This window comes from Sphingobium yanoikuyae, from assembly GCF_013001025.1.
Lineage (GTDB): Bacteria > Pseudomonadota > Alphaproteobacteria > Sphingomonadales > Sphingomonadaceae > Sphingobium > Sphingobium yanoikuyae_A.
On sequence record NZ_CP053021.1, the window covers coordinates 1399919 to 1418107 of the forward strand.

Below are 18189 nucleotides of genomic sequence, written 5' to 3' on the forward strand. Positions count from 1 at the left end.
GGACATCCGCTGCCTTTGATTTATGTTGCGTAGCAGCAGGACATAGTTGCTCGGTTGTTACAATTGGGGGAGGGATATTCGGACGCACATTTCCGACGATCCGTTGAGCGCGCATTTTTCATCCTGCCGCCCCTTCGTTCTGTCGCAGGGAAAATCGATCAGGCGCGGTGAGAGGCCTTGTCGGCCTGATGGAAACGACGTCGAATCAAATCGCTCAGCGAAACAGCCACCAGCCGATCAGAAGCAGCGCGCCGACGAGGGCCACGGGGCCGGCCCAGCGTGACAGGAACTGCACGCCGGTTTCGGCCAGATGATGGGGGAAAGGCCAGATTTTGGGGCCATCCGCATCCTCGCCATGCTGCGGGACGGGATCATGCCGTGGCGCCGACCGGGCGCTCTCGTGTCCGGCATTGCGATCCTGTGGTGGCGGAAACAGATCGACCATCATCATTCCCGATGCGATGCGAGAATAGCGACCGCGGATCACGATAACCTGCGGCCGGGCAAAGATAAACCATTATCCCTGCCCGGCCGCGTTCGGTTCAATAGCGGAAACGCGCCGATGCATAGACGGTGCGTCCCGGTTCGGGAAAACCATCCGTCAGCGTGTAATAGTCATCGAACAGATTGCGCCCGCCAATGCTGAGGTCAATCTGCTCGGTCAGCGCCAGATCGACGCGCAGGCTGGCATTCACATAGGCGCCGGTGCGGTAATAGCGGGCTGGCTGCGACGCCGGGGTTGCGGTGAACAGGGTCCAGCGGTTCGACGCCAGATCGACGCTCGGAACGATGTGCAACCTTTCGACCGGCGCCCAGTCGAGATAGGCAAAGCCCTTGTGCGTGGGCACGCCGGTCGGACGAAAGCGCGCGTTGGACGGATCGGTCAGGTCGCGCTTGATGCCGGTATAGTTGATGCCCGCGTCCAGCCCCGGCAGCAGCGTCGCCGACGCCGACAGTTCGATGCCATAATATTCGCCCTTGCCGACATTGCGGCTCTGGCTGAGGTTGGTGAGGGCGCAGCCCGTGGTCGGCACGGCGGGCGGCGTGGTCGATGCGGTGCAGGGATAGGCCGGCGTCGGCACGCTGAAGATCGCGTCCCGCACCCAACTGTAGAAGAGCGCGCCTTCCAGGCGGATGGATCCCTGGCTCCAGCTGCCGCCGATCTCCGCATTGGTCGCCCGTTCCGCCTTCAGGTCGGGGTTGGGGATGGCGGTGTTGAAGCGCTGGCTGAACCGTTCAAAGATGGTCGGGAAGCGGGCACGCGATGACAGGCTGGCGTGGAGCGACAGCGCATCGCTCGCCTGCCAGTCGAACCGGCCTTGCGCGTTCCAGGTGTCGGCGTCCCTGCGCGGATAATTGTAGATGACCGATGGCGTGCCCGACGTGCCGAGCGGGGCGCCATATTCCTCGGCCCGTTCCAGGTTGCGCCAGTCATAGCTGCCACCCAGGGTGAAACGGAGCGTGGGGCTCAGCGCCAGCTCATTTTCCAGCGCGATGGAATAGGTGGCCTCGCTCTGGGTCTGTTTCGGCTCCGTGGTGGCGACGCCGGCCGTCGAAAAGCTGGTCTGGAACTCGACATGCTCATCATGGCGATAATGGAAGGCGAGGCGGAGTGTGTCCGCATCGGTCGCGGTGAAATCGAGCTGGGCCGATCCGCCCCACGCCTTGTCCTCATAGGGGCTGTCAAAGGCGTAGGGGCGACTCTGCGTGGTCTGCGTCCGGTCGTTGAAGGAACGGAGCATCGAATCGAACTGGTTATAATAGGCGCGGGTCTTGAGCGTCGCGCGGTCGCCCAGCGCCGTGGTCGACAGGAAATAGACGCTGGTGATGTCCCAGGACGGCCAGTCCCAGAAACGGGCCGTGGTGACCGTGTCGCTGATATGCAGCGGCGCGCCCTTCGATCCTTCCTGATGGGTATAGCTCAGCGCATATTCGTCGGTGGCATTGGGAGTGAAGCCGACCTTAGCATTGACCCGCCAGTCCTCCGCCCGCGAAAAGTCCCGCGCGCCGCCATCTTCCAGCGTGGGCACGCGCGGCGTGAAACCATTGGGCAGATCCCAATGATCGGTAAAGCTGCGGGCATAGCTGGCCTGTGCATACCAGAGGTCGTGCCGGGTGCCGACCTTGGCCGATGTGGTATAGCCGGCATAGTCCATGTCATTGTCGAAGCTGACCTGCCCGCGCAGGTCGATGTCGAGCGCCTTGGTCGGCTTGCTGGTCACCAGGTTGATCGCGCCGCCCATGGCGCCGGGTCCGTCCAGCACGGAGGCATAGCCCTTGGCCACCTGGACCTCGGCAATGTCGGTGGTCAGGAAGCGGCCATAATCGAGCCGGTTGTCGGCGGGCAGATAGACACGGATGCCATCGATCGAGAGTGGCACCTGGAACCGGTCGAAGCCACGCACGAAAACCAGTCGCTCGTTGCGGGTGCCGCCGCTGTTCCCGGCGGACACGCCGGGCATGAGGTTGACCGCATCGTCGAGCGAGGTGCGGTTGAAGCTGTAGATGGCGTCGGAGGACAGGGTGCTGCCGTCAATCTCGATCCCGCTGGTGCGGGGGGCGGTGACGATGATCTGGCCGAGCGAGAAGCGATCGCTGTCGCCGGTCGCGTCGGGCGCGCCCTGCGCCGCTGCCGTCGCGGTCCAGCAGCAGGCGCTGGCCAGCAAAATGCGCATCATGGTCTGTCGCATGAAAATCCCCCTATTCTTGGTCGTTCGACTCGCTATATCCCGCGGTATATAGTTTTGCCTTCGGGAGGGAAGCCCGTGCGTCAGCCCCTGTTCCTGCTGTTTCCGGCCCTGTGCGCGGCTTTGGTGCCGGCATCGGCCTTCGCGCAAATGTCGGGCATGCCGGCCTGCGCTGCCCCGGCCGATCCGCCGGCGGAGATGGCATCGTGGCGCGCGCCGCAGCCGATGCAGGCGGCGGCGGATGCCAAGGGAGCCAGCAAGGTCAAGCTGAAAGCCGGGCAGGCCGTGGCGCTGACCCTGCTGCCGACGTCCAGGATCAGCTATCCGCTTCGCCCGGCCAAGCCGGGCGGCAGTGTCAGCTTCGGTGGCATCGTCCATTTCACCGTCGATCAGCCCGGCACCTGGCGAGTGGCGCTGAGCAGTGGCGCCTGGGTCGATGTGGTGAAGGACGGCACCGCCGCGACCTCGACCGCGCATGGCCATGGCCCCGATTGCACCGGCATCCGCAAGATGGTCGATTACAGCCTGGAACCAGGCGACTATATCCTGCAACTCGCGGCCAATGGCGATCCGCAGATGACGGTGCTGGTGACCCGCCTGCCGTGAAGCCGGCGCGCTGGTTGCTATTGCTCGCGACGCTGCTGCTGATCGGGGCAGGGCGGCCATGGCATTGGAACTTGCCCTTGGGCGAAGCACCGCCCCCAAGCCCGGTCGGTAACGCAATGAGTGCGGCGAAGGTCGAGCTTGGCCGCCGTCTTTTCTATGACGCCGACCTGTCGGCCAATGGCACGTTGAGCTGTGCCGGGTGCCATGAACAGCATCGCGGCTTTGCCGACGGCAATCGCACGCGGCCTGGCGTCCATGGCGATCCGGGGCTGCGCAATGTGCCGGGCCTGGCCAATGTCGCCTGGTTGCCGCGCCTCACCATGGCCGATCCGGCGATCACCAGCCTGGAGGCGCAGGTCGCCGTGCCGCTACTTGGCGAGCATCCCGTCGAAATGGGGATGAAGGGGCTGGAGGCGGAACTCCCGCGTCGGCTGGGCGCCGATGCCTGCTATCGCCGGATGTTCGCGCGCGCTTTCCCGGACCGTCGCGGCCGGATAGACATCGCGACGGTGTCGGCGGCGCTGGCGGCGTTCGAACGCACGCTGATTTCGCGTGACAGCCCTTATGATCGCGATCGACGGGGGCAGGCTGATGCCCTGTCGATGTCGGCCCGGCAGGGCGCACATCTGTTCGCGGACAAGGGCTGCGCGTCATGCCATGCGGGGCGGGATTTCAGTGACGGCGCCTATCATCGGCTGGAACCGGCGACGGCCACCGATCCGGGGCTGGCCGAAAAGACGGGGCTGACCAGTGATGCCGGGCGTTTTCGCACGCCCCCGCTCCGCAATGTCGCGGTGACCGGCCCCTGGTGGCATGATGGGTCCGCGCAAACGCTGGATGCGGCGATCCTGCGCCATGGCCAGCAACTGACCGACGCCGAACGGATAGCGATCACGGCTTTCCTCGACAGCCTGACCGATCAGGCGCTCCTCACCGATCCACGCTTCGCCATGCCGGACGAAGCCTGCGGCAAGAAATTATGAAAGAGGGACGGGCAGGGGGATCGACCGCAGCAGGGCGTCAAGCTGGCCCGGCGCCTGTCCGCCGGTCGCGGTGAGCGCTGCCTGCTCCAGCGCACGATAGGCGGCGAGCACGGCCTGCCCTGCCTCCGTCACTCGCGCGCCGCGGTCACGGCCGCCGCCAGCGACCGTCTCGACCAGCCGGTCGTTCCAGCAGCGGTTCATCGTGTCGACCAGCAGCCAGCTGCGCCGATAGCTCATGCCCAGCGCCCGCCCGGCCGCCGATATCGAGCCGTGCAGCGCGATCGCATCGAGCAGATCGGCCTTGCCCGGTCCCATGGCGATCTCGTCCCCGCAAAGGATCTGGATCTTGAGCTTAAGCGTTCCGGTCTGCATGGCCCTGCCTGATTGCGTGCGATTTTCCCCTCTTAGCCCGTTGTCGCAGGTTCAGCGAGGGGGTGGCATGGCCCGCATTTGCTGCCGCCTTGGAATCGCCGAATTCCTGTGGGACAGGCGCAATGGTCGCCGAAAAACATAGATAGCCGGATAGAGAGACATGCCCCAGCCTTCCGCCCCGATCCAGATCGCGCGCCTGCGCCAGCCGATCGGCCTGTTGATCGGAACGGCATTGGGGGCTGCATTACTGACGCCGGGCCTTGCGGCCGAGCCTGCGCCGTTCGAGCTGACCGGGCCGGACCTAAAGGTCAGCGTGACCCGCGGCACGACCAGCTTGCCGATCAGCCAAGTGCCGAGCCTGCGGGCCGGCGACAAGCTGCTGATCGAGCCGAACTTGCCCAAGGAACAGGGCGCCAATTTCGTGCTGATGTCGGCCTTTCTGCGGGGCGCGACCAATCCGCCGCCCAAGGACTGGATCGACAGCGCGGAGACATGGAAGAAGAAGGACAAGGATCGCCGCCTCGCCTTGACAGTACCGGACGGCGCGCGTCAGATGGTGCTGTTCCTGGTGCCCGAGACCGGCGGTGGGGAGGGCACGGTCAGCGATGCGGTGCGGGGAAAACCCGGCGAGTTCGTGCGGGCTACGCAGGAACTCAACCAGGCGTCGCTGGATCGCTCGCGACTGGATGCCTTCATGACGGCGATCCGGACACAGGAAAACAGCCATCCCGAATTCCTGCGCAGCGTCGCGCCGGCGCTGGCCCGCAGCCTGTCAATGAAGCTCAATGAGGATTGCCTGTCCAAGGTGATCGAGCTTCAGGCGGCCTGCCTGCTGGAGAATAAGGATCAGCTGGTCCTCGCCGATGTTCACAGCAGTTCGATTGCCGAGACGCTGAGCGGCACGCCGACCGACCTGGCCCTGCAACTCGCCTCCACGCGTGAGGCGGGCTATGGCTATTACAGCCCCTATATCGGCGTGGTGCGCGATCTGGCCCGGATGTTCGGGGCCTTCAGCAGTCCGAGCTTCGAATATCTGCCGACCGTCAGCCTGCGCCGCGACGACAATATCGGGCTGATGCTGAACAAGGCGCCGTCCTTCGCCAAGCCCAAATCGGTGATGGTGGTCGGCATGCCCTCGATCGAGGCGGACAGCCCGCCGCGCCTGCGCAGCGGTGCGCAGGCACCGATCTGCGCGGCATTGCCCGGCACGGTGCTGCCGGTCGAGGGGGCGCCGCTCATCTATTCGACCAGCTATGCGCGCGGCATGACGGTGCAGTTGAAGGCGGCGTCGGGCCAGACGATCGAATATCCGCTGGAAGCGCGGGCCGATCGGGGCGGCTATGTTATCCGCGCTGATGGTCCCTGGCCGGCCGACTTCAGGGGATCGATCGAGGCTCATGTCTATGGTCAATGGGGCTTCGACCGGTTCGAAGGGCCCGATTACATCCTGCAGCGGCCCGATGATGCGGTCTGGCAGGTGAAGGGCGAGGCGCCGACACTGGTCGTCGGCCGCGACAATGGCCTGACGCTGACGGGCGGTGCGCCTTCTTGCGTCGAAAGTGTCACCCTGCGCCAGGGCAATGCAGCGCCCCAGGCGATCGGCTGGAAGGTGCAGGGCCGCGATGCGCTGGACCTGACCCTGCCGCTTGCTGATCGGCGCGCCGGATCTGTCACTGTCGATGTCAAATATCAGGGCGTCGCCAAGCCATTCTCCATGGCGCTGCGCGCCTATGCCCCGGCGAGCAAGCTGGACTGGCTGACCGTGCATCAGGGCGATGCCTGGGGTGAAATGACGGGGCAACGGCTCGATCAGGTGGCGAGCGTCGACCTTGGCGGGCGTAGCTGGAAACCCGATGGCCTGACCCGCGACGGTTCGGTCGATCGGCTCCGTCTGACGGCCGCGGGCGATGGGACTGTGCCCGCCGAAGGCGCCAGCGCCCGCGTGCAGCTGGAGGATGGGCGCATCGTATCCGTGCCGGTCACGATTGCCCCCGCGCGTCCCCGTGTGACCCTGCTCAACAAGAGCGTCACGCCCGCTGCGACAACAGGGCTGCCGGTGACGCTGGGCGGATCGGACGTGCTGCCCAATAACGGCCGCCTGGTCTTTTCCGTGCAGGCGCAGGACGGCACCAAATTGGCCATGGCCGATGCGATCGAGGTGGCGACGCAGGATGGCGGGGCCAGCGTCCGGCTGACGGCCGGTTCCGGCCTGCAACTGCAAAGTCCGCAGGTGATGGTGGCGACCCTGGATCCCGCGGCGCTCGGCCCCGCCTTTGGTCCGCTGCAATTCCGCATCGTGCGGGGCCGCGAACAGGGGGATTGGCAGCCGCTGATGCCGCTTGCCCGCCTGCCGCGGATCGAGGCGGTGGATTGCGCGGGCAAGGAGCAGAAGGATCAGGGCTGCACCATCAAGGGACGCGACCTGTTCCTGGTCGATGCCGTCGCCGGCAATCCCGCTTTCGATCAGCCCGCCCCGGTGGCGCAGGGCTTCACCGGATCGACCCTGACGGTCCCGGCGCCGACCGACGGCAAGCTCTATGTCCGCCTGCGCGACGCGCAGGGCGCGATGCTGGTGGTGCAGGCGCCATCGCCCGCCGCCTGATCGCCTTCCCGATCAAGGCTGGCCGCGCTAGGCTGGCCGAATAGAATGATTTCGAGGCCCGAATGACCGTCATTGCCGCCTATCTCTATCGCAACGGCCAGCGCGTGCGCGAAGTGTCGATCAATGAACGGATCGATTGCGCCGAGGACAAGTCGGAATTCGTCTGGATCGGCGTCGCCAGCCCGACGGCCGAGGAAATGCGGACGCTGCAGCAGAATTACAATCTCCACCCGCTGGCGGTGGAGGATGCGATCAAGGCGGACCAGCTGCCCAAGGTCGACATCTATGGCGAGCAACTGTTCGTCGTCGCCCGCACCGCCCATGTCGAGGAGAAGACGATCGCCTATGGCGAGACAGCGATCTTCGTCGGCCACAGCCATATCATCAGCGTCCGCCATGGCTCGGCGCGTGGGCATATCGAGCTGCGTCACGCGCTGGAGGCGGTGCCGGACCGACTGGCCCATGGCGTCGATTATGTGCTGCACGCCATCCTCGACTTCATCGTCGACGGCTATCTGCCGATCGTCGAGGGGATCGAGGAGGAAGTGCTGACGATGGAGCAGCACACGGTCGACAATTTCCTCGGCCGCGACGAGATCACCCGCATCTTCAACCTGCGGCGCCAGTTGATCCGTTTCCAGCGCATATTGGGGCCGGTGCAGGAGGTCGCGACCAAGTTCGTCAAGATCGACCTGCCCTGCATCGACCCGGAAACCCGACCTTATTTCAGCGATGTGCGCGACCATGTGCGGCGGGTACAGACGATGGTCGACGATCTGCGCGAGGTGCTGAATTCCGTCTTCGAGTTCAGCAATTTGCTGGAACAGCAGCGCACCGGCACGATCACCCGTCAGCTTGCCGCCTGGGCCGCGATCCTGGCGGTACCGACCGCGATCGCCGGCATCTACGGCATGAATTTCGAGCATATGCCCGAGCTCAAGACCCGCTACGGCTATTTCGTCGTACTGGCGGTGATCCTGCTGATCTGTTCCATCCTCTACCGGCGTTTCCGCAAGCTCAACTGGCTTTGACGGCATCGCCCCGCCGAAATGGAGCGGCGGTCGCTTGACCTATTCGGACAGGTGGTGAGAGCCTGTCCGAATGGGAGGTCAGGCGATGGATGAGGATCGTGACGCGTTCGAGGCGATCAACGCCCATATGCTGCGGTTCCTGCCGGAGCTGGTGGCGGAACTGGGCGGCGAAGCGCCGGACAGCAGCAATGCGTCACCCAGCTATCGCCAGACCATCGCACTGATCGAGGAGGCTGCGCATCGGCTCGCCTGCCCGGATTTCGGCATGCGCCTTGCCCTGCGCCAGCGCGGCGTGGACCTGTTCGGGCCGCTGGGCGACGCGATGCGCAACGCGCCGACCTTTGGCGCGGCGATCGACTATGTGTGCAGCCATAATTATGCGCACAGCCTGGCGGCGTCGGTCTGGCTCCGCCGCTTTCCTTCCGTCCGCCATGTCTTCGTCGGGCATGACATATTGCTCGACGGCGTGCCAAACCGGGCGCAGGCGATGGAGCATATCCTGCTGGTCGGCCATCTTTTCGCGATGGAACTGACCGGCGGGCGGGCACGGGCGCGGCGGGTGCATTTCCGCCATCAGCCGATCTCGCCGGCGCGCATCTATCGCCGCTATTTCGGATGCCCGGTCCATTTCGGCCAGAATGAGGACGGGATCAGCTTTTCCGAGCGCGACATGGCAAGCCCGGTGATCGACCGGGATGCCACGGTCTTTGCCGCCGTCACCGCCTATATCGAACGGGAATTTCCCCATCGCCATCCGCCGCTGCATGCGCAGGTGCGCGGCATCGTCATGCAATGGCTATGGACCGCCCATTGCTCGAACGATCGGGTCGCGGCCGAACTGGGGCTGCACCCGCGCACCCTGCACCGCCGGCTGGCGACGGAGGGCACGAGCTTCCAGAAGATCAAGGACGAGGTGCGGCGCGACATATTGCGCTACTATCTGGAGCAGACCGACATCGACTTCGCCCATGTGTCGGAGAAGCTGGGCTTTTCCGAGCAATCGGTGATGACGCGCAGCTGCAACCACTGGTTCGGCGCGTCGCCGACGCGGTTGCGGGCGCGGTTGCACGCGCCCGCCTGACCCTTCAGCCCGCAATCGAGGTGCGGTGCATCATCCGCCCGGAATCGCGGGCATAGGGCACCACCCGGTGCAGCGCGCCGGTATTGCTCCAGATGACGAAGTCGCCCGCCTGCCATTGATGCTGATAGACGAAATCGGGCTGGGTCGCCCATTCGTTGAGCCGGGCGATATAGGCGCGGCCATAGGCCAGCTCCATGCCGACGATCCGGTCGGCGGTCGATCCGACGATCAGGCTCTTGCGGCCATTCTTGTGGGTCTGGACCAGCGGCCGTTCCTTCTCGACGCCGATCGCCAGCTTGCCCTTTTCCGCCTCGGGAATGGCGTCGGCGATCGAGCGCAGACTGGCGGCGACGCTATGGATGATGCGCAGATCCTCTATCTCGGCGCGCTGCGCTTCGGGCATCTGCTCATAGGCGGCGAAGGTGTTGGCAAATTCGGTCTGGCCGCCCTTGGGCGCCAGGCGCCGGGCCGAGAGCAGGGTCGCGAGCGGTGGCGGCATCTCCATCGGCATGCCGTCCATGTGCCAGAAGAAGGTGCCCAGCACATATTCGGGCGCGCGGTTGATCTTGCGATCGAGCGTCACCTGATAGACGTCCTCGTCCTTGTTGGTCGTCGCCTCGCTGGTGAGGTTGAGCCGCCCGCCGAGCAGGTCGGTAAAGGCCAGTTGCTCCTCATTGGTGAAATGGACCTGCGGCATGACCAGCACGGTCCGTTCCTCCAGCATGTCGCGACACTGGGCGACCACTTCGGGATCGAACAGCGCCTCCCGATCGGCCTCGACCAGCGCGCCGATCAGCGGCTTGACCGGGCGGAAGGTGACGCGGCTCTTGTGAATGACGTTCATGATCCTGCTCCTTCGATCTCAATCCTGTTCGGCGGCCATGCCGGAAAAGCCGATGCAATAGCCGCCATCGACCGGCAGCAAGGTGCCGGTGATGTAGGACGCCTCGTCGCTGGCGAGGAACAAGGCGGCATTGGCGATCTCGCTGGCGAGGCCCCATCGGTCCATCGGGATGCCGGGCACGCGGAAGATGCCGGGCGGCGGTTCGGGATGATCCTTGGCCATCGGCACCAGCCCGGTCCAGATCGATCCGGGCAGCACGGCGTTCACGCGGATATTGTGCGCGGCATAATCGAGCGCGGCGCATTTGGTCATCTGGCTGACCCCGCCCTTGGCGGCGGCATAGACGCTATGGCCCTTCCACCCGACCATGCCGGTGGCCGATCCGATATTGACGATCGCGCCGCCGCCGCTTTCCAGCATAGCGATCACGCCATATTTCATGCCCAGGAATACGCCCTTCAGATTGACGGCATGGACCCGGTCCCAATTGTCGCTGCTCTGTTCGTGCAGCGGCATGATGCCGCCGCCGAAACCGGCATTGTTGACGAGGATGTCGACCCGGCCAAAAGCCTCGCAGGCAGTGGCGATCATCGCCTGCATATCCACTTCCTCTGCCACGTCGACATGCAGGCCGATCGCGCCGTTGCCGATCGCGGCGGCGACTTCATCCTGCGCGCCACTGATGTCGGCGCAGAGCACCCGCGCGCCTTCCTGCGCGAAGCGCTCGGCCATCGCCTTGCCCATGCCCGACCCCGCGCCGGTGATGACCGCGCTCTTGCCCGCCAGCCTCATGGCATCGGCTCCGTGTCGATGGTCGGCTGGATCAGGATGCGGCTCACATTGGCGCGGCGCGGCAGGCTGACGGCGAGCAATATGCCCGCGACGATATCGTCGGGTGCCATCGCCCCGTCCTTGTGGGTGTGCTGCTGGATCATGTCGCGCCATTGCGGGTCGGAAATGGAGCTGGCGATCTCGGTCGCGGTGGCGCCCGGTTCGATGATCGACACGCGGATGCCGGCCTGGCCCCCCTCCTGTCGCAGGCTTTCGGTAAAGCCGGTCAGGCCGAACTTGCTGGTCGAATAGGCGGCGAAGCGCCAGCCCGAGCGGCGTCCGGCGGTCGAGGAGATATTGACGATGTCGCCGCTGCCCTGCGCCTTCATCACTGGGAAGGCGGCGCGGCAGGCATGGATGGTGCCCATCAGGTTGATATCGATCACCCGCTGCCACTGGGCGCTGGTCAGGCTTTCGATCCCGCCCGCTTCGTTGACGCCGGCGGAGTTGACGAGGATGTCGAGCCGGCCGAACCGCGCCACCGTGTCGGCGACGGCGGCCGCCGCATCCGCCTCGACCGAGACGTCGCCGGGCAGGGCGAGCGCCGTGCCGCCTGCCGCTTCGATCCGCGCGACCAGCGCATCGAGCCGGTCCCGGCGCCGTCCATTGACAGCGATGTTGACACCCTCAAGCGCCAGCGCGAGCGCTGCGGCTTCGCCAATGCCGGAGGATGCGCCGGTGACCAGCGCGACCTTGTTTTCCAGTGCTGCCATGACCTCTCCTTGCCCCGCTGGCCTGTGCTGGACCGCGATGCTGAACAGTTCATTAGCAGCTGTGGGGGGGATGGTGCGATGGCGGAAGCGGCGATAGCGCCGGGGCGATCATTTGGATTCGAGTTGGTCCAGCATCGCCTCGATCATGGCCAAGGCCTGGTCATGGCCCTCGGTCAGGCCAAGCGCGGTCTCGCTGACCAGCATGCGGGCGAGCGAGGCGGCGATCATTACCAGGCCGCCGGCATTGGCGGCCTGATCGGCGGGCAGCAGCGATGCGACCGCCTGCGCCTGATGCGCGCGAAATGCCTGGGCGGCGGTGACGATTTCGGCCCGCACCGCCTCGCGATGATGGGCGATGGCGCTGAGTTCTGCGGCAAGGGCAGCGGTCGAGGGATCGCGCATCATCTCCCACATGGCGCGCAGCGGACGGGCGGCGGCGAGGGCCTCGGCGAAGCGGGCCATGCGGCGCTCGTTGATCCGCTGCACCACGGCGCGCAGCAGATCGTCCATGGTGCGGAAATAATAATAGAGAAGCTGGGTCTTCAGCCCCGCCTGCTGCGCCACCTGCCGCGCGGAAATGCCATGCTCGCCGACCTCTGTCAGGATCGCTTCGGCCGCGTCGATGAAGCGGGCGCGGTTCTGCGATCCTTCGGCGCCAAGTCTGCGAGCGGTAGCCATATCGTCCTTTCCGTCCTTCTTCAGCTCCGCTTCTGGGCAATTTTATGAGGCGCGGCAATGGCCGGGCGCCTGTCCATTTTGGTCAAGTCGTGGTGTCGGGGCGTCGCTAGCCTTGGCATCAAACAAGCCCATTTGCGGAGAGACGATCCATGACCAGCCCGACGCTCGATTGTTCGGATATCGACAATTATCTGGGCAAGCCGATCCTGCCCGCGCGGATGGTCGAGCCGATCAACAATGGCGATATCCGTCGCTGGGTGCAGGCGATGCATTATCCCAACCGGCTCCATTATGACGCGAACTATGCCGCGCAGAGCCGCTGGGGCGGCATGGTCGCGCCACAGAGCTTTGCCGTGACGATGGACTGCGCCCATGGCTCCGCGCCATCCTGCATTGGCCGCGTGCCCAATTCGCACATGCTGTTCGGCGGCGATGAATGGTGGTTCTATGGCCCGCGCATGGTGGCGGGCGACCGCATCCTCAATGAACGCATCCCGTTCGACTATACGGTCAAGGATACCAAATTCGCCGGCCCGACCTGTTTCCAGCGCGGCGACAATTTCTATTATAATCAGCAGGGCGATTTGATCGCCAAGCAGCGTTCGACGTCAATCCGCTACAGCCAGGAAGCGGGCAAGGACAATGTGCCGACCGAAGGTTTTGACGATCCGGTCTGGACCGACGACCAACTGGAGGAACTGGAAGCGCGCAAGATGCAGTGGATTCAGATGCTCCATGATCTGGGCCATGACCGGCGCTGGTGGGATGATGTGACGGTCGGCGCGGCATTGCCCGAACGGGTGGTCGGCCCACATTCGATCGTCTCCTTCGCGACCGAATGGCGATCCTATATCTTCACCCAATGGGGCGGCACCCACCGGCGCACCGACCTCGACATGGAGGCGCTGGGCTTCGTCAAGGAAATGGCGGGGCATGAGAATGACCCGGTGATGGAGGCGATCAATCCGGAATTCACCGACGGCGCCTATGTCGGCCCGTCGCGTGGCCATCTCTTCCCGCGTTGGGCGCGCTTCATCGGCATGCCGCGCGGCTATGGCTATGGTGCGTCGATGGGGGCGTGGATCACCGATTATTTCGCCGGTTGGGCGGGCGAATGGGGGATGACCCGCCATTCCGCCTGCAATTATCGCAGTCCGGCGCTGACCGGCGACATCACCATCACCACCGGCACCATCCTCGACAAGTTCGTGGATGAGGACGGCCGGCACATGGTGCAGGTCGATTGCCGCATGGTCAACCAGACCGGCGCCGTGCTGGCCACGGCCAAGGCGGAGATCGAACTGCCCAAGCGGCCGGCCTGATCCGTCTGGTCAAGCGCGCCGCGCTGTGGGATAGCGCGGCGATGGATTTAGACGATCAGTTTCGCCATTATTTCGGCACCGACGACCTGGCGAGCGTACCGCCTGAGGGCATGGCGGCCGGGATCGAGCGGATGCAGGTGGCCTTCGGGCTGGAAACCGACCGCCCCCGGCGCTTCGCCCTGTGGACGTTGCTCTACATGCTGGGCGCCGCGCCTGATCTGGATGTCGCTTTCGAGGATGAAGCCGATCGCAATGCCGCGCGCGACGTGATGGACATGCTGGACGAATAGGCCGCAGGGGCGATGGAGAAAGGCATAACCCGCGCCGGCAGGAAGGAACGCGCGTCGGCGCGCGGCGCCCTATTGGCCGCGACCGAGAGGCTGATGGTCGAGGAAGGCTATGCCGCCGTCACCACCCGGCGCGTGGCCAAGATCGTCGGCGTGACGCCGGCGCTGGTCCATTATCATTTTGCGACGACGGACGACCTGCTGCTGGCGCTGTTCCGCAGCCTGTCGGCCCGGTTCAAGGAAGAATTGGCCAGCCGGCTGGATACGCCCGATCCGCTGCGCGCGCTGTGGCAGCTCAATTCCGATCCGGATGGCAGCGCGATCGTGCTGGAGTTCATGGCGCTGTCCAATCATCGCAAGGCGATCCGGCAGGAAATCGCCGCCTTTGTCGAGGAATTGCGCGATATCCAGACGCGGGCGATCGGCGCGGCCGATGGCGCGGGGCTGTCGCCGGTCGGGCTTTCCGTGCTGGCGGCGGGCATGGCCCGGTCGATCGTGATGGAACAGAGCCTGGGCGTGACGCTGGGCCATGACGAGGCGCTGGCCATGGTGGAGGCGCTGATGCGCCACGCCACCGGCAAGGATGCCGACGAACACACCGCCTAGCCGGTCAGCCGGCGCGATGATGCGCGCCGGCCTTATCCTTATTTCTTCACCGGGATCTTGTTGAGATCGGCCTGCACCTTGGCAAGCGCGGCGTCGGTCAGCGTGTCCGCGGCATATTGCTGCACGCCCTTCAGCGTCATCGAACGCGCCATGTCGATCTGCGGATTGGCGGTGAAGCCCGGCAGATTCTTGTCCAGGACGGCCTTGGTCGCCGGATTGTCGAGCAATGTGCCGATGTCGGTCGTCTCGACGCTATAGGCCGGGGCGGGCGCGGCGGCAGGGGCCTGCGCCATGGCGATGTGCGGCGTGGTCGCAGCGAAGATCAGGCTGGCGGCGATCAGGACAGTTTTCATCGGCATCCTCTCAAGGCAACAGGTCTGGTCCCGACGTCCGGTGGCCGTGAGACGATCTGTATCATAAGCGGGGCCGAGCAGGCAGGGAACCGGGGCGTGATCCAACCGCCCCGGCGATGTTTGGTTCAGTAGCTGCCGCCGATCCAGCTGCGTATGACCGCGCCCTGGGCATCCAGTTGCAGCAGGTCGGCACGCAGGCCCGGCGCGATGCGACCGGTTCCGGCGGCAAGGCCCAGGAAGGCGGCCGGGGCGGCCGATGCCATGGCGATGGCGCGTTCGATCGGGACGTCCAGCATGGCGACGCTGTTGTGGACGGCGGCGATCATGTCGAGATTGGAGCCCGCGAGCGTGCCGGCATCATCGGTGCAGGCGCCGTTGCGGACCAGGATATGGCGGCCCTGGAGCATGAACTCGTCCGCGTCGGAGCCGACCGAGGGCATGGCGTCGGTGACGAGCATCAGCGTGCCTTCCGGCTTGCAGCGCAGCGCGATCTTGAGCGCGGTGGCGCTGACATGATGGCCATCGACGATGATACCGCAGGTCACGCTGTCCTGTTCCAGCGCGGCGCCGACGATGCCGGGCTTGCGTGATCCCAGCGGCGACATGGCATTGTAGAGATGGGTGACGCCGGACAGGCCGGCCTCGATCGCGCCGATCATATCCTCATAGCCGCCATTGCTGTGGCCCGCCGCGACGATCACGCCGCGCTCCACAAGCTGGCGCACCATGTCGGGCGAGGTCCGCTCGGGCGCCAGCGTAACGAGGGTGCGGCCGCGTTTGAGCGAAGATAGCACTTCCAGCCCCTCGGCATCGAGCGGGCGGATCTTGTCGCCGTCATGAATGCCCTTGCGCTCGATATTGAGATAGGGCCCTTCGATATGGATGCCGAGCACGCCGGGCACGCCGGCCTCGATCGCGGCGTCGACAGCGGCGACCGCCTGGCGGATGACGGCCAGATCGTCGCTGATGAGCGTCGGCAGGAAGCCGGTGGTGCCGAAACGACGATGGGCGGCGCCGATCGCGGCGATGCCTTCGACCGTCGGGGCATCATTGAACAGCACGCCGCCGCCGCCATTGACCTGCGTATCGATGAAGCCGGGCACCAGCCGGTCGCCGCCCAGGTCGCGCCGCGCGACATCGGCCGGGACATCGGCGTCGGGCAGGATCGCGGCAATGCGATCACCCTCGATCAGCAGCGCCTTGCCGGCATGGAAGTGGCCGTCGATCAGGATCGACCCGTTGACCAGAGCGTGACGCATCAGAGGGTCTCCGTCACCTTGGCAAGGTGCGGGGGCTGGTCGGGGTTGAAGCCGCGCCGGACCGACAGTGCGTTGACCGCGCGGTAGAAGGCCTGGACCTGCAGCATCGGTTCGATCGCCGGATGGGCGGCGGGCACCGGCAGGTGGATGGCGCCATCCACCGGCTCCCCGGCGATCAACACCTGGCCGCCGCGCGCAACGACCTCGCGCACCAGTTCATCGACGCTTTCGGCGGTCTCGTCCGCCTGGCGGAACACCAGCAGCGGAAAATCGGGGCCGACCAGCGCCATCGGGCCATCCTTGACCTCGGCCGCGCTGAACGCTTCGGCCACTGGTTTCCTTGAATTTGAGCGCGGCTTCCTGCGCGATACCGAAGCCGATGCCGCGGCCGATGACGTAGAGGCCACGCGCGGTGGCGAGTTGTTCGACCAGCGGCGTCCAGTCGCAGGCCCAGGCCTGGGCGAGCAGGGCAGGGGCAGTCTCCAGCGCCGCCAGCAATTCCGCATCCTCGCTCCAATGGGCGGCAAGTTTCAGCAGACTGGCGATCGAGGCGATGTAGGATTTGGTGGCGGCGACGCTGCGTTCCGGCCCGGCATGGAGCGGCAGCAGCGTATCGACCTGGCCGGCAAGCGGTGAGTCGGCGACATTGACCATCGCGACGGTCCTTGCGCCCGCGCTTTTGGCGGCATCGACCGTGGCCAGGATGTCGGGGCTCTTGCCAGACTGGGAGATGGCGATGGCCAGCATGTCGGCGAGCGCCGGAGCGGTGCCATAGACCGAGGCGATCGAGGGGGCGGCCGACGTGGTCAGCAGGCCCAGGCGCGTTTCGAACAGATATTTGGCGAAGGTCGCCGCATGATCGGAACTGCCGCGGGCACAAGTGACGATGCCGCGCGGCGGATCGGCGCGCAGGCTGGCGGCCAGCGCCTTGACCGTTTGGGCGTTGGCGGCGAACTGGCGGGCGATGACGGCGCCGGCCTCTGCGGCCTCGGCGAACATCAGGGTATCTTGCGGATTGAGCATCGTATCAGGCATCTTTTCGGTCAGGCGCGCATGTCGAGTTCGGCAACGAAGTCATAGGCATCGCCCCTGTACCAGCTTTGCGTCGCTTCGATGACGCGGCCATCGTCCAGGAAACCGCGCCGTTCGATATAGAGGCCGGGCGCCCCTGCCTCGATCCCCAGAAGCTTGGCCTGTTCGGCGTTGAACAGCACGGCGCGCAGGCGCTGGAGGGCGCGGACCGGACGGTTGCCGGCGGCTTCCAGGGCGGCATAGAGCGAGGCGCCGACGACATCGACACCGTCGAGGCCGAAGCCGGGAATGGTCGAATATTCGAGCGCCATCGCGACATCGTCGGCATAGCGGATGCGGTTGAACCGGTAGACGGCGGCGCCGGGGCTGAGGCCCAGCGTCAGCGCGTCGTCGGGCGTCACCGCGCCGACGCTGCGGCCCAGCCACTCGCTGCGCACGGTGCGGCCGCGTGCCGCCATATCCTCGGAAAAGGAGGAGAGCTTGGCGAACTGCTTCTCGACCCGGTTGGCGACGAAGGTGCCGGCGCCCTGCTTGCGCACCAGCAGTCCTTCCTCGACCAGGGAATCCAGCGCCTTGCGCAGGGTGATGCGGGACACCGAGAGTTCCGATGCCAGGTCGCGTTCGGGCGGCAGCGCCTCATTGGGTTTCAGTCGCTGGGTGCGCAGCGCTTCGCGCAGGGCGTCTTCGAGCCGGCGATAGAGCGGGCCACCGCCCAGCGCGTCGAGCGGTCCAATCTGTTCGGCAAGCAGCGGCATCTCGTCTCCACCAGCATCTGTGTTGTCTGCACACTAAGACCAATTAAATACCATATGCCAGTGAAAAATTTCAAACACCGTCACAATTTTGAAAATATCCCTCTTGACGGCGGTATGACTTCGGCGGATGGTCTGCTTATTGGTATG

Annotated in this window: 18 protein-coding genes and 1 pseudogene; 8 read left to right on the forward strand and 11 right to left on the reverse strand. The window is 65.5% G+C overall.

All coding sequences use genetic code 11. The features are described from left to right. Nucleotides 1-214 precede the first annotated feature (214 nt). Nucleotides 215-487, reverse strand: coding sequence for a hypothetical protein (locus HH800_RS07250; RefSeq protein ID WP_235682040.1), 273 nt, complete (start codon nt 485-487; stop codon nt 215-217). A 55-nt stretch (nt 488-542) separates the two neighbouring features. Next, complete coding sequence (locus HH800_RS07255) at nt 543-2690, reverse strand: TonB-dependent receptor plug domain-containing protein (RefSeq protein ID WP_169860650.1); 2148 nt, start codon at nt 2688-2690, stop codon at nt 543-545. 75 nt (nt 2691-2765) lie between these two features. Here HH800_RS07255 and HH800_RS07260 point away from each other — a divergent pair, with 75 nt between their 5' ends. Beyond that, nucleotides 2766-3293 carry a hypothetical protein gene (locus HH800_RS07260; RefSeq protein WP_069338385.1) on the forward strand — a complete coding sequence of 176 codons (528 nt, stop codon included), beginning with the start codon at nt 2766-2768 and terminating at the stop codon, nt 3291-3293. Continuing rightward, on the forward strand, nt 3290-4276 hold the full coding sequence (locus HH800_RS07265) for a cytochrome-c peroxidase (protein WP_069338386.1): 987 nt from the start codon (nt 3290-3292) through the stop codon (nt 4274-4276). The genes HH800_RS07260 and HH800_RS07265 overlap by 4 nt, the downstream gene beginning before the upstream one ends. Here HH800_RS07265 and HH800_RS07270 read toward each other — a convergent pair. Then, on the reverse strand, nt 4271-4648 hold the full coding sequence (locus HH800_RS07270; RefSeq protein WP_069338387.1) for a winged helix-turn-helix domain-containing protein: 378 nt from the start codon (nt 4646-4648) through the stop codon (nt 4271-4273). The two genes, HH800_RS07265 and HH800_RS07270, sit on opposite strands and share 6 nt — an antisense overlap. A gap of 160 nt (nt 4649-4808) precedes the next feature. Here HH800_RS07270 and HH800_RS07275 point away from each other — a divergent pair, with 160 nt between their 5' ends. From HH800_RS07275 to HH800_RS07285, 3 genes are all read left to right on the forward strand, one after another. Further along, the gene (locus tag HH800_RS07275; protein ID WP_169860651.1) at nt 4809-7250 is read left to right on the forward strand and encodes a hypothetical protein; all 2442 of its coding nucleotides are present in this window, start codon (nt 4809-4811) and stop codon (nt 7248-7250) included. 62 nt (nt 7251-7312) lie between these two features. Next, entirely contained in the window at nt 7313-8281 is a 969-nt protein-coding gene (locus HH800_RS07280) for a magnesium and cobalt transport protein CorA (RefSeq protein ID WP_169860652.1), read from the forward strand. Between the two features lie 85 nt (nt 8282-8366). Continuing rightward, a complete protein-coding gene (locus HH800_RS07285; RefSeq protein WP_169860653.1) occupies nt 8367-9362 on the forward strand; it encodes an AraC family transcriptional regulator in 996 nt (331 codons plus the stop codon). 4 nt (nt 9363-9366) lie between these two features. Here the strand turns inward: HH800_RS07285 and HH800_RS07290 are convergent, their stop codons facing one another. The 4 genes from HH800_RS07290 to HH800_RS07305 form a co-directional block, all read right to left on the reverse strand. Then, complete coding sequence (locus HH800_RS07290) at nt 9367-10206, reverse strand: TauD/TfdA dioxygenase family protein (protein ID WP_136187161.1); 840 nt, start codon at nt 10204-10206, stop codon at nt 9367-9369. A gap of 18 nt (nt 10207-10224) precedes the next feature. Then, nucleotides 10225-10998, reverse strand: a complete 774-nt coding sequence (locus tag HH800_RS07295) for an SDR family NAD(P)-dependent oxidoreductase (RefSeq protein WP_169860654.1) — start codon at nt 10996-10998, stop codon at nt 10225-10227. Further along, nucleotides 10995-11750, reverse strand: a complete 756-nt coding sequence (locus HH800_RS07300; protein WP_169860655.1) for an SDR family oxidoreductase — start codon at nt 11748-11750, stop codon at nt 10995-10997. The genes HH800_RS07295 and HH800_RS07300 overlap by 4 nt, the downstream gene beginning before the upstream one ends. A 108-nt stretch (nt 11751-11858) precedes the next feature. After that, on the reverse strand, nt 11859-12428 hold the full coding sequence (locus tag HH800_RS07305) for a helix-turn-helix domain-containing protein (protein WP_169860656.1): 570 nt from the start codon (nt 12426-12428) through the stop codon (nt 11859-11861). Between the two features lie 149 nt (nt 12429-12577). On the opposite strand from HH800_RS07305, the gene HH800_RS07310 reads away from it, so the two are divergent. From HH800_RS07310 to HH800_RS07320, 3 genes are read left to right on the forward strand one after another with little or no spacing between them, the layout of a single operon-like run. Continuing rightward, nucleotides 12578-13750 (forward strand): FAS1-like dehydratase domain-containing protein, encoded by a 1173-nt coding sequence (locus HH800_RS07310; RefSeq protein ID WP_169860657.1) that lies wholly within the window; start codon nt 12578-12580, stop codon nt 13748-13750. A gap of 41 nt (nt 13751-13791) precedes the next feature. Beyond that, entirely contained in the window at nt 13792-14040 is a 249-nt protein-coding gene (locus tag HH800_RS07315; RefSeq protein WP_004212448.1) for a hypothetical protein, read from the forward strand. Between the two features lie 12 nt (nt 14041-14052). Then, on the forward strand, nt 14053-14643 hold the full coding sequence (locus HH800_RS07320; RefSeq protein WP_169860658.1) for a TetR/AcrR family transcriptional regulator: 591 nt from the start codon (nt 14053-14055) through the stop codon (nt 14641-14643). A 38-nt stretch (nt 14644-14681) separates the two neighbouring features. On the opposite strand, the gene HH800_RS07325 is transcribed toward HH800_RS07320, so the two are convergent. The 4 genes and pseudogenes from HH800_RS07325 to HH800_RS07340 form a co-directional block, all read right to left on the reverse strand. Then, complete coding sequence (locus HH800_RS07325) at nt 14682-14996, reverse strand: hypothetical protein (RefSeq protein ID WP_169860659.1); 315 nt, start codon at nt 14994-14996, stop codon at nt 14682-14684. Between the two features lie 125 nt (nt 14997-15121). Next, nucleotides 15122-16255, reverse strand: coding sequence for an N-acetylglucosamine-6-phosphate deacetylase (gene nagA / locus HH800_RS07330; protein WP_169860660.1), 1134 nt, complete (start codon nt 16253-16255; stop codon nt 15122-15124). After that, a pseudogene (locus HH800_RS07335) lies at nt 16255-17290 on the reverse strand (SIS domain-containing protein). Before HH800_RS07335 ends, nagA begins: the two are co-directional and overlap by 1 nt. Before the next feature lie 8 nt (nt 17291-17298). Further along, nucleotides 17299-18042 (reverse strand): GntR family transcriptional regulator, encoded by a 744-nt coding sequence (locus tag HH800_RS07340; protein WP_010339098.1) that lies wholly within the window; start codon nt 18040-18042, stop codon nt 17299-17301. Nucleotides 18043-18189 lie beyond the last annotated feature (147 nt).

What these genes read in the sequence shown, in the direction of transcription:
- HH800_RS07255 (WP_169860650.1), bottom strand. Translation starts at nt 2,690, where the DNA reads ATGCGACAGACCATGATGCGCATTTTGCTGGCCAGCGCCTGCTGCTGG.
- HH800_RS07270 (WP_069338387.1), bottom strand. Translation starts at nt 4,648, where the DNA reads ATGCAGACCGGAACGCTTAAGCTCAAGATCCAGATCCTTTGCGGGGAC.
- HH800_RS07275 (WP_169860651.1), top strand. Translation starts at nt 4,809, where the DNA reads ATGCCCCAGCCTTCCGCCCCGATCCAGATCGCGCGCCTGCGCCAGCCG.
- HH800_RS07280 (WP_169860652.1), top strand. Translation starts at nt 7,313, where the DNA reads ATGACCGTCATTGCCGCCTATCTCTATCGCAACGGCCAGCGCGTGCGC.
- HH800_RS07285 (WP_169860653.1), top strand. Translation starts at nt 8,367, where the DNA reads ATGGATGAGGATCGTGACGCGTTCGAGGCGATCAACGCCCATATGCTG.
- HH800_RS07290 (WP_136187161.1), bottom strand. Translation starts at nt 10,206, where the DNA reads ATGAACGTCATTCACAAGAGCCGCGTCACCTTCCGCCCGGTCAAGCCG.
- HH800_RS07295 (WP_169860654.1), bottom strand. Translation starts at nt 10,998, where the DNA reads ATGAGGCTGGCGGGCAAGAGCGCGGTCATCACCGGCGCGGGGTCGGGC.
- HH800_RS07300 (WP_169860655.1), bottom strand. Translation starts at nt 11,750, where the DNA reads ATGGCAGCACTGGAAAACAAGGTCGCGCTGGTCACCGGCGCATCCTCC.
- HH800_RS07305 (WP_169860656.1), bottom strand. Translation starts at nt 12,428, where the DNA reads ATGGCTACCGCTCGCAGACTTGGCGCCGAAGGATCGCAGAACCGCGCC.
- HH800_RS07310 (WP_169860657.1), top strand. Translation starts at nt 12,578, where the DNA reads ATGACCAGCCCGACGCTCGATTGTTCGGATATCGACAATTATCTGGGC.
- HH800_RS07315 (WP_004212448.1), top strand. Translation starts at nt 13,792, where the DNA reads ATGGATTTAGACGATCAGTTTCGCCATTATTTCGGCACCGACGACCTG.
- HH800_RS07320 (WP_169860658.1), top strand. Translation starts at nt 14,053, where the DNA reads ATGGAGAAAGGCATAACCCGCGCCGGCAGGAAGGAACGCGCGTCGGCG.
- HH800_RS07325 (WP_169860659.1), bottom strand. Translation starts at nt 14,996, where the DNA reads ATGAAAACTGTCCTGATCGCCGCCAGCCTGATCTTCGCTGCGACCACG.
- nagA (WP_169860660.1), bottom strand. Translation starts at nt 16,255, where the DNA reads ATGCGTCACGCTCTGGTCAACGGGTCGATCCTGATCGACGGCCACTTC.
- HH800_RS07340 (WP_010339098.1), bottom strand. Translation starts at nt 18,042, where the DNA reads ATGCCGCTGCTTGCCGAACAGATTGGACCGCTCGACGCGCTGGGCGGT.